General features: G+C 45.7%; 13 protein-coding genes. 8 read left to right on the top strand and 5 right to left on the bottom strand.

The genetic code is table 11. The features are described from left to right. Positions 1-187 precede the first annotated feature (187 nt). From J4N40_RS22255 to J4N40_RS22245, 3 genes are all read left to right on the top strand, one after another. On the top strand, positions 188-1,555 hold the full coding sequence (locus tag J4N40_RS22255) for an AlkA N-terminal domain-containing protein (RefSeq protein ID WP_042522327.1): 1,368 nt from the start codon (positions 188-190) through the stop codon (positions 1,553-1,555). After that, a complete protein-coding gene (locus J4N40_RS22250) occupies positions 1,552-2,034 on the top strand; it encodes a methylated-DNA--[protein]-cysteine S-methyltransferase (RefSeq protein WP_005374431.1) in 483 nt (160 codons plus the stop codon). The genes J4N40_RS22255 and J4N40_RS22250 overlap by 4 nt, the downstream gene beginning before the upstream one ends. A 100-nt stretch (positions 2,035-2,134) precedes the next feature. Continuing rightward, a complete protein-coding gene (locus tag J4N40_RS22245) occupies positions 2,135-2,953 on the top strand; it encodes a hypothetical protein (RefSeq protein ID WP_213869889.1) in 819 nt (272 codons plus the stop codon). Between the two features lie 72 nt (positions 2,954-3,025). On the opposite strand, the gene J4N40_RS22240 is transcribed toward J4N40_RS22245, so the two are convergent. Continuing rightward, positions 3,026-3,634, bottom strand: a complete 609-nt coding sequence (locus tag J4N40_RS22240; protein ID WP_005374427.1) for a DUF6198 family protein — start codon at positions 3,632-3,634, stop codon at positions 3,026-3,028. A gap of 201 nt (positions 3,635-3,835) precedes the next feature. On the opposite strand from J4N40_RS22240, the gene J4N40_RS22235 reads away from it, so the two are divergent. After that, on the top strand, positions 3,836-4,231 hold the full coding sequence (locus tag J4N40_RS22235) for a GFA family protein (RefSeq protein ID WP_017821038.1): 396 nt from the start codon (positions 3,836-3,838) through the stop codon (positions 4,229-4,231). Between the two features lie 37 nt (positions 4,232-4,268). Here the strand turns inward: J4N40_RS22235 and nhaD are convergent, their stop codons facing one another. After that, positions 4,269-5,699 (bottom strand): sodium:proton antiporter NhaD, encoded by a 1,431-nt coding sequence (nhaD, locus tag J4N40_RS22230; protein ID WP_005383238.1) that lies wholly within the window; start codon positions 5,697-5,699, stop codon positions 4,269-4,271. A gap of 420 nt (positions 5,700-6,119) precedes the next feature. Then, complete coding sequence (locus J4N40_RS22225) at positions 6,120-7,145, bottom strand: acyltransferase (protein ID WP_213967956.1); 1,026 nt, start codon at positions 7,143-7,145, stop codon at positions 6,120-6,122. Positions 7,146-7,395: 250 nt separating this feature from the next. Between J4N40_RS22225 and J4N40_RS22220 the strand changes: the two genes are divergently transcribed. Both J4N40_RS22220 and J4N40_RS22215 read left to right on the top strand, forming a co-directional pair. Next, complete coding sequence (locus J4N40_RS22220) at positions 7,396-7,986, top strand: TetR/AcrR family transcriptional regulator (RefSeq protein ID WP_005374416.1); 591 nt, start codon at positions 7,396-7,398, stop codon at positions 7,984-7,986. A gap of 128 nt (positions 7,987-8,114) precedes the next feature. Further along, a complete protein-coding gene (locus J4N40_RS22215; RefSeq protein WP_064354448.1) occupies positions 8,115-8,972 on the top strand; it encodes an alpha/beta hydrolase in 858 nt (285 codons plus the stop codon). 168 nt (positions 8,973-9,140) lie between these two features. Here J4N40_RS22215 and J4N40_RS22210 read toward each other — a convergent pair whose 3' ends face one another. Together J4N40_RS22210 and J4N40_RS22205 are read right to left on the bottom strand one after the other, a co-directional pair. Then, positions 9,141-11,687, bottom strand: a complete 2,547-nt coding sequence (locus tag J4N40_RS22210; protein WP_064354449.1) for a glycosyl hydrolase family 18 protein — start codon at positions 11,685-11,687, stop codon at positions 9,141-9,143. A gap of 369 nt (positions 11,688-12,056) precedes the next feature. Then, a complete protein-coding gene (locus J4N40_RS22205; protein WP_005374408.1) occupies positions 12,057-12,560 on the bottom strand; it encodes a DUF2850 domain-containing protein in 504 nt (167 codons plus the stop codon). 328 nt (positions 12,561-12,888) lie between these two features. Here J4N40_RS22205 and ppnP point away from each other — a divergent pair, with 328 nt between their 5' ends. Together ppnP and J4N40_RS22195 are read left to right on the top strand one after the other, a co-directional pair. Then, a complete protein-coding gene (ppnP, locus tag J4N40_RS22200) occupies positions 12,889-13,173 on the top strand; it encodes a pyrimidine/purine nucleoside phosphorylase (protein WP_005383244.1) in 285 nt (94 codons plus the stop codon). A gap of 132 nt (positions 13,174-13,305) precedes the next feature. Further along, a complete protein-coding gene (locus J4N40_RS22195; RefSeq protein ID WP_005374405.1) occupies positions 13,306-13,587 on the top strand; it encodes a hypothetical protein in 282 nt (93 codons plus the stop codon). Position 13,588: the final 1 nt, after the last annotated feature.

The following is a 13,588-nucleotide window of genomic DNA, read 5'->3' as shown; positions in this document are numbered from 1 at the left end:
CCCTTTAGCCGACGTTGTTGTGATGTTCTGGATCTAACTTTAGTGTACAAAAGCGCTAATGCCAATAAATCTCAATATTGAGTTCCGAAAATGGCTAATTGTGGGCGCTTAAGCAAGCTACAATAACACTATATTGAACGATGCCTATGAACAATAAATGACAAAAGGCATGAGCAAGGAAAGCACTATGTTTATTCACCCTCATACCTCACTGACCTTCGAGCAGTGTCACAAGGCGCGAGTCGCGCGAGACAGTCGTTTTGATGGGCGATTTTATGTGGCGGTAAAAACAACGGGAATCTTTTGTCGTCCGATTTGCCCGGCAAATTTGCCTAAAGAAGAAAATGTTGAGTATTTCGCTGATAAGACGCAAGCCCTTCAAGCAGGGTACCGTCCGTGTTTACGCTGTCGACCTGATAGCGCGCCTGGATCTTGGGCATGGAAAGGTGTCGAGACGACCTTTCAACGAGCGATTTCGTTAATTGATAGAGGGGAGTTGCATCACCATTCGGTGTTAGAGTTGGCTGAGCGTGTTGGGATTTCTGACCGTTACTTACGTATGTTGTTTGAGCAGTATCTAGGTATGTCACCCAAGCAGTATGCGCAATATCAGCAACTAATGTTCGCCAAACAGTTGCTTCACTCCAGCTCTATGTCGGTCACCGACGTGGGGTTTGCATCAGGCTTTAACAGTACGCGCCGCTTTAACGATGCTTTTCAAAAGTTTCTCAAACTAACGCCTTCTCAAGTACGCCGTAAAGAGTTTGATGGTGCGGGTTGCAATCGAATTGCCTTACCTTATCGAGGTGAGTTGAATTGGTCGCACATGTTGGACTTCTATCGTTTGCGAGCGGTTGAGGGGGTTGAGCTGGTGAGTGATGAGAGTTATCAGCGCAACGTTTTTTTGGATAACAGCAAAGCCTGGTTTAAAGCGACAAAAGGTGAAGGATACTTAGAACTGGCGTTTGAAATTGAAGACGTAACGAAGCTGCAAAACTTGGTGTCTGACATTCGTCGTATGTTCGATCTTGACGCTGATATTTGTACTGTTGAGCAGCATTTGGAGTATGTTGCGCCTGGGCTCGTGTCGAGTAAAGGTATTCGTATTCCTGGTGTATGGAATGCATGGGAAGCAGGGGTTAGAGCGATTTTAGGCCAGCAAGTGTCGGTTAAAGCTGCGATTGGTCAACTTAACTTATTGGTGGCCACACTTAGTGGAGAGTCAGAAAAACGTTTTTTCCCGACTCCCAGTGATATTGCGAACGCCGACGTGAGCTTTTTGCGCATGCCGCAAAGCCGTAAAGAGACGCTAGTGCGCTTCGCCCAGTTTATGCAGGACAACTCAGAAGCTGACCCCCAGCAGTGGCTAGCTTTGAAAGGCATTGGACCTTGGACCGTCAGTTATGCTCAACTGCGAGGGCAATCTCAACCCGATTGCTTTCTAGATAAAGACTTAGTGGTGAAAAAGGCGATGCAGCGTTACCCATCACTGAATACGCACACTGCGGCCCCTTGGGGAAGCTACGCGACGTTTCACTTATGGAATCAATCATGAAAACATTTTATACCGAAATGCCGAGTCCACTAGGAACGGTGACTATCCAATCGAACGCTGAGGGCTTACTTGGCATTTGGTTTGAAACATGCACCACTAAGCCGAGTGAGCTGGGGGTGCGAGACGAGCAGCATCCGGTCTTGCGCCAAGCTGTCACCCAACTGGATGAATACTTTGCTGGTCTGCGCAACGAATTCGACTTGCCCCTTGCAGCGACAGGCACTGATTTTCAAAATCAAGTTTGGCAGGCACTAACGACCATTCCATATGGGGAAACGTGGAGCTATCAAGATCTCGCGAATGCGATAGGTAACCCTAAAGCTGTGCGTGCTGTTGGGTTAGCAAACGGGAAGAATCCGATTTCTATCGTGGTACCTTGTCATCGCGTTATTGGCAAAAGCGGAAAACTGACTGGGTATGCAGGTGGAGTGGAGCGCAAGCAACGTTTGCTCGCGCTGGAGCAAGGTACACCGCTTTAAGTGAGGCGATTCTCGTATTGGGATTAAGCGTGCTACACAGGGGTAACGATAGTGTAGAGTTTCATAATCGTTATACGAATAGAAGAAGGACAATAAGGACATGCCTTTCAAAACGGATTTTGATGCCTTCATGAGTGAGTGTTGGCAGCATCACGAGGAAAATCCCGAACAAGTTTATGCTAAGCTAGAAACGGCTCTGAGCGAGGTGGAAGACGTTACCCAAATCGAGCGAATATTCGTATTGATGCTGCATACCGCTATTGGGCATCTCCAGTGCCCAGAACAGTTTCTTACTTGTTTAGAGCACTTTGATGAACGCAAGGTTGCCGAGAGTTTGGCATTTCAACGCAGTATTGCCGTTGCGCGCTATTTCGTAGATGGCACTGACAATATGGAATTATTGGAAGAGCAAGAACAACGCCGAGTTTACGCTTTGATTTCGAATGAACTTTCTGCACTTGTTCAGCTTGAACTGGCGAGTCAATGGTTGGTGAAGGCAGCGTTAGGAATGACGCCGAACGATGCAGAAGGGCCATTAGCGCGCGCTATCGCGATCACTGCGAACAACTTAGCATGTCAGTACGAAGCGCTGGCTGAGCGCACGTGCATGGAAAAATCGAAGATGCTAGAAGCAGCGACACTCGCGCTAGACTATTGGAAAGTGGCAGGGGGTTGGATGCAAGAAGAGCGCGCAGAGTATCGCTTAGCGATGAGCTTGCTTAAAGCAGATAAACCGCAAGAAGCCAAAGTGCATGCTGAGCGCTGTGAGGTTATTTGTCAGCAAAATGGTAGCGACGCGTTTGAGCTGTTCCACGCACATGACTTGTTGATGCAAGTACACTTCCATCTTAGTCAGAAATATAAAGCTAAATTGGATGAAGAGATGCAGCAGCACTGCAAAACGAGCTCGTTGACGTGATCTTAGCGTTGAATGAAAAAAGCCCCGAGCGACTGGCTGGGGGCTTTAGGGTTGTTGACTATGCAGCGATGATTATGCTGCTTGCGCTTTTGCTTGGTATCGTCCTGGTTTATGGTTCATCGCCAAAATCAAGTTCGTTGCGATGGCACCTAGAACAGATAGAGCGATAAGGTGCACATCTACAATGAACAGTGACATCACCACGATGGCACAATCTAACGCCATTTGAACTTTACCCGCTCGAACTCCAAAACGTTCCTGAAGGTACAACGCTAGAATGTTAAAGCCACCCAAACTCATTTTGTGACGGAAAATTACCAACATACCGATTCCAATCAGTCCACCACCCAAAAGTGCCGCATAGAAAGGTTCGATTCGTGAAATCTCAATCACATGATGCAGATGATCGACCGCAAAAGAGACAATCGAAACCGCAATAAAGGTATTGATAGTGAAGCGCCAACCCATGCGCATCACAGATAAAATATAAAAAGGGAGGTTAAGAGCGAAAAATATCTGACCAAAACTGAAGTCACTCACTTTGGTTAGGAAGATCGCCAAGCCAGCCGTACCGCCAGTGAGCAATCCTACTTTGCTAAAAAATATCACCCCAAGTGACACTAACGCACTGCCGAGCGTCAGAGCCAAGAGGTTCTCTCTTAGGCTATGATCTTTGTCCATAAATTAATTTCCTTGGTTTAAAAACCGCGCCGGAGATAACACGTCTCACGGACGCGATAGACAGTCGCCAAAATAGCAACTAACAAATCGGCCAATAAAATGTCGCGAAAAGTGATGGATGTCGAGTTTTTGGACGAGATTATGATGATATTAACCTGTTTAACATAATGTACACAGATAGAAAAACAACAAGGAAAAGTTATGATTAAGAAAGTTGGCAACACCCAAATCAACACATTACATCGACTGAGTTGTCACTGTGGAAAAGTTGAGTTGGAACTGGCGTTACCCAATGGTATTGAGAAACCGAGACGGTGTGACTGTTCTATGTGTCGACGTCGTGGCGCGATTGTCGCGTCTGTACCTTTGAACGGTATTCGTATTGTGCAAGGCGAAGACGTCTTGAAGCAGTATCAATTTAATACACACACTGCGAAGCACTTTTTCTGTGGCGAGTGCGGTATTTATACGCACCATCAGCGTCGTTCTGACCCGAGTGAGTATGGCTATAATGTCGGCTGCTTAGAGGGCGTCAACCCATATGAGTTGGGAGCGATTGAAGTGATGGATGGCGTTAACCATCCATCCGACCGTTAGGTTACATTGCAAGTTAAGTGACTAATTCTAGGTGTTTTTAAGTAAATAAACCGCTATTCATCCACAAGTGTACCGCAATACTGGCGGCATAACCCAAGGCGATGACGGGAGCCCACTTTAGGTGGCCAAAGAAGGTGTATTGTCCACGCGCGGCTCCCATTAAAGCGACGCCTGCCGCGGAGCCAATGGAAAGCAAACTGCCCCCGACACCTGCGGTTAATGTGACGAGTAGCCAGTTGCCCATCGACATGCTTGGTTCCATGGTCAGTACAGCAAACATAACCGGAATGTTATCGACGATTGCAGATAGGACACCAACCATTACGTTTGCCCAGACTGGGTTCCATTGCGTGTACATGACGTTTGAAACCAGTTCGAGGTAGCCAAGTAAACTTAAACCGCCAACACACATCACAACACCGTAGAAGAACAACAAGGTGTCCCATTCGGCTCGAGACACACGATGAAACACATCAAACGGAACCACTGAGCCTAAGCGCTTCAATGCCTGATCATCGCCATTGGCAATTGCCATAGCTGCTTTTTTTGCGAGTGAGTGTTTAAGAGTTTGACGCAAAAAATATCCGAAAAACTGTAAGTACGCCAAGCCCATCATCATGCCCATAACGGGTGGGAAGTGCAGCATAGCATGGAAAGAGACTGCGGTGGCAATCGTCAAAATGAACAACGCGACAATACGCCTTGCCCCGCGTTTTAGCTCAACGTGTTGGTGAATCGTATTCGGTTTTGTGTTTGGAACAAAAAGTGACATCAAAAATGCGGGAACCAAGTAGTTCACCAATGACGGTACAAACAACGGAATGAACTCAGCAAAGCTGACATGACCGGCCTGCCACACCATCAGGGTTGTAATATCTCCAAATGGGCTGAATGCACCGCCAGCGTTGGCTGCGATAACAATGTTGATACAAGCAAGATTGACGAACTTAGGATTATCACCAGAGACTTTCATCACTACAGCGCACATCAAAAGGGCTGTAGTTAAGTTATCGGCAATCGGTGAAATGACAAAAGCGAGAAACCCCGTCAGCCAGAACAACTTTTTGAATCCAAAACCTTTACCAACCATCCACGCCTGTAAGGCATCGAAGAGTTTGCGTTCTTCCATTGCGTTGATGTAAGTCATCGCCACGAGCAAAAACAGCAGCAACTCGGCATATTCCAACAAGTTGTGTTCTAGTGCGGATTTGGCGATTTCAGGCTGGTTGTGCTGAGCAAAGGTGTAGCCAATCAGAATCCAAATTAACCCTGCAGCGAGCAGCACTGGCTTGGATTTTCTCATTTTCAGATACTCTTCCAACATAACCAGTATGTAAGCGATCGAAAAGATAATCAGAGCCGCGTAACCGACACCAGAATTAACAAGATTCAGTTCATTGGTTGATGCAGCAAAGGTGGCGCTAGAGAACAACAAACAGCAGAAAGCCACAATTGGATAGATTGGCATAGACATTTCTCCTTTGTCTGGTTGGAGAAATATTAGCCACAAATGAATGAGTTAGTTGTGAGAGAGCTCGAATTAACAGTAGGAGTTAGGAAATGATAGTGTGCGCCACTATTTTCTGAGTGACGCAATGCTTGCTGCGCCGAATAAAACCGCAGCGGCATATAAACCGTAAGTTAACCAGTGACTAATCTCTAAAAAAGGAACGAGTCCTTGACCTGCCCACATACAGCCTCCGTTTAATGAGCAATGTTGTAATAGTCGAGCCAATTTAAAGGAAATGAACAATGTTTTTTGTGAGTGAAAGCAAATTCTGAAGGATTAGAAAGTCAAAAATTGGTCAGTGAGAGAGAAATCTCATTTTTAACTGGCTAGCTCTAACCCTTTTGAGTTAAAGCTAGCTATATCTAGAGCTGAATGCATTTAGCGTAGGAGCCATTTTTTCAACGGTGAAGCGTCAATTGCTTTCACAAGCAGTATGGTTGCAACAATCGTTGCAGGATAAATAAACACATCTTTCGCGAGGTGTTGCAGCCCGATAAATCCAGCGACATTCATCATGACAATTATGATAAGCAGATGGCTAACATATATTCCTAACACGCTAGGAGATAGTTTGAAGACCCAAGGCATGTCGCCAAAATGAGGGTGAGCCAAAAGCCACATAAAGACACCTACAGCCCAGATAACGGTACCGAATAGGAAGTCGTGCGAGTTGAAAGCGATGTCATGTTGCATCAGCCAGTAAGCTTCACCAAAATGCAGTGCTATGCCAAGAATAATGCATCGAACCGTATTGTTTCGCGACCACCGCCACTGCGCTTCTCGTGCGAAATAACCCAGAACAACTAGCAACGTGCTGAAAAAAGGCCCGTTACGAGTAAAGAAAGGCGCTGGCAGGTCGGTAATGGTCGCGTAACTGCCAGCAAAGACCCCGTATATGTATAGCAATACTGCAGTTGGCAGTATCAGTTGCACCATATTGATATGCACGAGAAAGGCAATTAACGCTACGGCAATGACCAGAGCCGGAATAAACCACAGATGAACGAGTCCGCCTTCGATGAGTGAATTGATCGGGGTTGACATTAAGTACCCCCAATAACCTTGCCTTTCGGCGAGATACCCAGCCTCAGCGACCGTCTGCCATTGGAATGGCATCAGTAAACTGATCATGCTCCAAATGAGCCAAACCTTCATTAACGGTTTGGCGTAGTTCTTAAGAGTATCGATAGGTGAATGACTCAACTTCGGCTGGATTAGATAACCCGAGATGAGAAAGAATAGCGGAACAGCAAAACGAGCCAGTTGGTTGAGCATATAGCCAACCCATGATATCCCATCCCACTGCCAGTACGTCAGTGCCATCTGGCAATGCAAACCCACAATCGCAAGCATTGCAATGATACGTGCAAACTCTAAGCTGGCTATTTTTTGTTTCTTTGCCATTACATTGTTTACCTAAATAAAAAACTTAGGTGAAAATAGCAGGTTGTTACTGAAGTAATACGTGAAAAAGTCAACAGACTTGCGCTTACATTGAAGCTGTTTTGAAAATTAAGACTTACTTCAAACTTCTTAATTATTAACCTATTAACGCAATCAATACCTGATTCGTGAGTCGAAAATAGCACTGAATAATGGTTAGACCAGTTAACTCGAGATTGCAAAAAAGAACGATCGTGCTAAAAATAAGACTATGCAAAAAGGAAAAGTGACAAAAGAGTTTATTCTGCAGCGGGCTTTTGAGATCGCCAGCGAAGACGGATTAGAAAGTCTTACGATTGGAGAGTTAGCCAAGCAATGCGGTATGTCGAAAAGTGGTCTGTTTGCCCACTTTAATTCGAAGTTGAATTTACAGCTATCGGTGCTTGATCACGCCAATAAAGTGTTCGCTGATCGGGTTATTGAGCCTGCTCGAGAACTCGGGGATGGCAATATCGAGCGTAAAATTCGAGGGTTGCTCGACTCTTGGATGACTTGGAATCACGCATTCCAAGGAAGTTGTATGTTTCTTGACGCTTGGAATGATACGGCAGATAAAGATTGCCCGCTTCAGGCCGGACTGCGTAAATCCATAGACACTTGGCTGAGTTATTTGGAGATCCAAATAGCGAAAGGCAAAGAGAAGCAAGAATTTGCAGCAGACTTAGATACACGCCAAGCAACGTTTGATTTGTACGGTCTCTATTTGAGTGCGCATGTTTTTTACTCAATTAAAGGTGAGCAAGAAAGCTTGCGTCTGTTTTGGCAAGGGATCGACAACTTATTTTCTCGCTGGAAAGGCTAATATCGGTTATTCGCTTCCCAGATTCGTAGACATAAAATCACAAAGAGCGGCTGAGTTCGCTCTTTCTTATCAGTATAAAAAGCACGACCGTTCTATTTTGTGCAAAGCTGATAGTTAAGGACATGATTATGAGTGAAAAAATTTACTTTAATACATCGCAACGTTTCAGTATTAAGCGCAGTTTGGTGAACATTAGTACTCGGTTACACCATACACTGGCCCCGTCACATGCAAAGAAGACCGCGCGCAAGCTTCTTCTGACACCGGCTCGTACGCAACCTAAAAATATTGAGCCTCAAGGGCTTATCAAAGGTGAAATTAAAGGGCATGCAGGCATCATCAAAACCTATACTTTGGGCTCTGGACCTATTTGGGTGCTAACTCATGGTTGGTCTGGAACGGCAAGTCAGTTTTATCCACTGATGGAACATATTGCGTCGAAAGGGTTTACTGCTTTGGCGTACGATCATCCGGCACATGGTGAGAGTGAGGGGCAGTATGGGCACATTCCGGGGTTTGTCAGAGGATTAGAAGATGTGTTGGATACGGTCGAGGATATTGTTGGCCTAGTTGGGCACAGCATGGGCACCGCTTCTGCTCTTGAGTGTAGGCACAGTAAATTAGAAAACAAGCCTTTGCTGCTTATTGCTCCGGTATTAAATTACGTAGAGAACTTATTCGGTAGCATTGCGCGTTCCGGTTACTCGATGAAGCTTTTTAATGCTGTGGTTTCAGAAGTTGAAGACCAATTTAGTTATCCGTTACAGTCCATTGATCCGATGAAGCGTTTGTCTGAGCGTCCGTCTCACGCCATTATTATTCATGATGAGCAAGATAAGTTCACCAAATACAGTGTCTCGGCAAAAGCGGCTGAAGAGATTAAAAACGTTGAGTTAGTGACAACACAAGGTCAGGGGCATGGTCGAGTGATGAAGTGTGAGCAAGTCTTCAGTAGTTTTGACCGTTTGCTCGATAGTGCTTGGTAACCCTTACTTTTACTGATTGATTCGCTCCGTTTTGCGCTAATTCGATTTGAAAGTAACACCTCAGACTTTTTCGTCTCTGGTGTTGCTCTTCTCGTTAAGAGGTTAAATCCAAAAAGGACAGCCGAAGCTGTCCTTTGTTTATTTAGCAGAACGTCTGCAAGGCTGAAATTAGTTACAGTTAGCTACGCCAACTTCTTTCCAAACGCCCCATTCGCCAGATTGGCTAGGATCGTCACCCTGAGTCCACCATTTCGCTTCCCACGTTTTACCTGCGTGAGTCACTTGGTTACCACCTGTGTACACTGCGCTCGCATCCCATGCGTTGTCACAAGTACCAGGGTTCGGATCGGTTGTGTGCTGTGCAACAACCACTGTCGCGCTTGCCGATGAAGACGCTTTACCGTCGCTCACACTTACAGTGAAGCTTAAGCTTGTGTCTTGCGGGTATTCCGCAGCAGTGAACGTGACTTTAGAGCCTTCAACCGTTGCATTCAGACCTTGAGGTAGAGTCCAGTTGAATGTCAGGGTGTCGTTGTCTGCATCGCTAGACGCAGATGCATCTACAACCACAACGTCACCAGCGTTTGCTGTTGCTGGAGCAACAACTTGCGCTACTGGTGCGTTGTTCACTGGGTCAACAACACCTGCTGGTTTCACTGTTACTACAACGAGGTCAGATGCCGTTGCACCTTCGTTATCAGACACCGTCAGCTTGAAAGTTAATTGCTCTTCAACAGTAACTTCTGCTGCATCAAAGCTTGCTTTCGCTGAGTTTGCACCTGTTAGTACCACTGCTGTGCCAGATACTTGTTCCCAAGCGTAGCTTGCGATGGTGCCGTCAGAGTCGTTTGACAGGCTGCCATCTAGAACCACATTTGCAGGACCTGTTACCGATTGATCTGCGCCAGCGGCTGCGGTTGGCTTACGGTTTGGTTGAGGAACCACACCACCAGCCATACCTTCGTGCATCGCGTTTAGAATGTCACCGTTATCCGCGTCAATTTCCCAAGAGAATAGACCAGCAAGACCCAGAGATTTCGCGTAGCTACCTTTTGCTAGCACTGAACGGTGGTCATCAAATGTGATCAACTCGCCCGTAGTACGGTTCCATACCCATGGTGCTTCTGCTTGTGCATCGTAGCCGTACTCGAAGCCGTTAATGCCAGTGTTGTTTGCACCTAACATGAATGACTTAATGCCTTTGTAGTCAATTACGCCATCTTCCCAAACACCTTGTGCTGTGCTGCCCTTCAGTTTACCTGTAGCAGTACCTGTCATTGGGTCGTTTGGATCGGTTAGCGTATCTGGAGTTACGCCTTCCCAGCCACGACCGTACATTGCTGTACCAAGTACTAGCTTGTTCGCAGGAACGCCTTGAGCAAGAAGAAGTTGGATGCCGTTATCTGCTGTGTAAGCAGGACCTTTGTACGGTTCGCCGTTCTCATCAACGCCACTACCGTCACACTGACCAGGACGCATGAATGAACCACAGTAAAGCGCAGTCTGGTGACCAGGAACGTTGTTCCAACCGCCGTAGAAGTCGTAAGTCATTGCGAAGATGTAATCCATGTACTGAACTGCATCTGCGTAGTCTACGTCTTCAATCTTGTCGTAACCGACACCGATAGCGGACGTTAGCTCGTAAGTACGGCCTGTCTCAGCTTCTAATTCATCAAGCATTACGCGCAGTTCACGCATCAGTGCGATGTATGCTGGGCCATCGTTTACAGGGTCGCCCTTATCGGCTGCTGCACCGCCGCCGCCAGGGAATTCCCAGTCGATGTCAACACCGTCGTAGAATTTCCAAGTTTTCAGGAACTTCTTAACTGATGCGACGAATGTGTCACGGTTTTTCTTGTCCACGAAATCGAAGAATGGGTCAGACAGTGTCCAACCACCGATCGATGGGATGATTTTTAGATCAGGGTTACGTTGTTTCAATGCCATTAGCATTGCGTAGTTACCCTTGATAGGCGTGCTGTATTCATGACCAGCTTGTGGGAAGCTCTTCTGATAAGCAGCCCAAGGGTCATGGATAACGACTTCATAATCAGGCACACCTGTACAAGCAGTTTGTAGCGCGTTGAAACTGTTGCCGCCAACAGACTTCACAGACTCATTTGGGCCACAAATTGGGATAAAACCGTAAAGGATGTGAGTCAAGTTGTCGACCGGCATATTATCGACGGTGTAGTCACGGCCATAGATGCCCCATTCAACAAAATACGTACCCATCACGACGCTTGGATCGGTATTGTAGGTTTTGTTGTTTGGATCAACATTCATCGTTAGTGGCTTCAGGTGAGAACCATCGGTATCTGCAATTGTGATTTCAGCTGGTGCGCTTTTCGCACAACCTGTCGCATCACATGCTTCGATTTCCATTTGGTATAAGCCACCTTGGCCGTATTCAAACGAAGCTGTCGTTTGGCTACCAGTGATAGGGCCGCTTGCTACTTTTACACCATCAAAATAGACGTTGTAAGTGTCACCAGGTGTGCCACTCCACTGGTTAAATTTAACAGTGATCTTCGCTTGATCATGGTATTTCACCATGTCGTAGTAGCCTGACGTGGTTTCCATCGCGAGTTCAATTTTAGAAAATTGAAGGTTGTTGGAACCGTACATATCGATACTTGGTGCGGTTGGAGCCGCAACTGCAGCACCTGATAGCGCTAAAGCAACTCCAGCTGCACATAGGTTAAATCGAATCATAACTTCTCTCTCAATCCTTGGATTCATGTTCTACCTAGAACATAGGCTGCTCTTGCACCAGATAAGATGATTGGATTTACTCCACGTGCAAAAGCATCACACTCAGCATTTCAGAGAGTTTTTTTTCGTCAAAAAAAATTAAGACGGTTTTCGAGGCACTTGAGAGAACTTAACTAAAACTCGCACTCTGTTACACAGAAAGTGTCAGACTGAGTCAATAATTTATAAAATCTCAGCAGAAACTAAAATTATTGTTTACTCAGTAACGAGTTGGCTAAATGCGATGAAGGCCTTATTTTGTTGTTTATTAAGGTTTTGTTTCATTGATATAGAAAGAGAATTGAAAGGAAAAATAGCCGTGAAGACGTACTAGTCACGGCTGAAGTGTTCACTCAACGCGGCACGACGTTTAGAGGCTGCGCCGGTTTCTGAGCCCTGAACGGTATGCTCAAATCCTTTACGAATGAATCGCTGATCTGGAATAAGAGGCTCAATACGGCGTATTTGAGGTGAAAGATGAGAGCCCGAGATCTGATACGCGGTCTTTCCTAATCCGGTATTCAACGTGATGACCTTGCCATCGAATTCAAATTCCGTCGTAATAAGTCGATGGTTTCGGTATACCCCATCTTCAGTGAAAACGAGACGTTCTGTTTGGTAGGGTGGCGCGCCAATCTCAATCCATTCGCCGTACACCTTTTCCGGATCAATGTGGTCTTGATAGGAGAGGTGGATTTGATAGCCAAAAAACGTCAACAGACCCATCCCGAAGCAGACAAATGTACTCTTGAGGATTTTGGATTGGTGGCGAGCCAAAAATGAAAGTTTTGGTTCTTGTCGTGCTTTTCGCCTTCGGCGAGTCGAGTCCGTCATAGATCTAATTTTCTCCACTTTTTTAACATGGTGGAAACCTTCCTTTTTAAAAACAAACAATCCCGCCATTGAGACGACGAAACTATGATCTAATGTCCACTTTTACATTCAGATACACATCTTATTGATGGTTTTATTGTTTGCTCACATTCATTACTTCGCAGGTTTTCTTGCTCGGTTTAGGTCGCCTGATTAATCCTCGCGAAAAGAGGTTCTCGCTCAGTAGCAAAGGATGTGCGTTACTACGTTGAGTTTAATGGCTTTCAAAGCTTGAGTAACGGAAAGAAACAAGGTAAAAAAGAGCGGACTTTTGATAAGGAAACCAATAATGAATATTAAGGAAAATAGCTATTTTGCTGGTAGTGTAAAATCACTAGGCTTTAACCAGAAAGATCAGGATGTTAGCGTTGGTGTGATGCTTCCTGGTGAGTACACGTTTGGTACTCAAGCACCAGAGCGTATGACGGTTGTAAAAGGTGCGCTTGTGGTCAAGCGTGTTGGCGAGAGCGATTGGACGACTTATCAAAGTGGTGAGTTTTTTGAAGTGGAAGGTAATTCTTCATTTGAGCTTCAAGTGAAAGAAGCGACTGCGTATTTATGTGAGTACTTCTAGCGTTCATTTGTTGCTCGTCATAAAACCACCTTCGGGTGGTTTTTTCGTCTATGTGCTTCACTTATAACGCATCTTTTTGGTTATTTGGGTATATACTTAATAAAAATGTACCCATCGACCAGGGAGGAAGTGATGGCAGTACAACGCAAGCATTCTGATCTCCCTCCTCGTTACGAGGATAAAGATCTCACCAATGAGCAAAGACAGCGCTTTACCGAAGTTGCCAACGCCGCTCATAAGAGACGTGAATTTTATCGACGTGCTCTAGGAAAGAGCTTAATGGGCAAAATGAAGGGCCGTGCGTTTAAAGATCACCCCACTCGTCAGCAAGACAAGCCGAACAGAACGTTGCAAGTAGTGTGGTTAATCGTATTCCTCGTTGTGGGGCTTTGGGTGATGCATGTGTTCGCTTAGT

The sequence above is a fragment of the Vibrio sp. SCSIO 43097 genome, from assembly GCF_023650755.1.
GTDB lineage: Bacteria > Pseudomonadota > Gammaproteobacteria > Enterobacterales > Vibrionaceae > Vibrio > Vibrio alginolyticus.
This window is presented reverse-complemented; position numbering and strand designations above follow the sequence as displayed.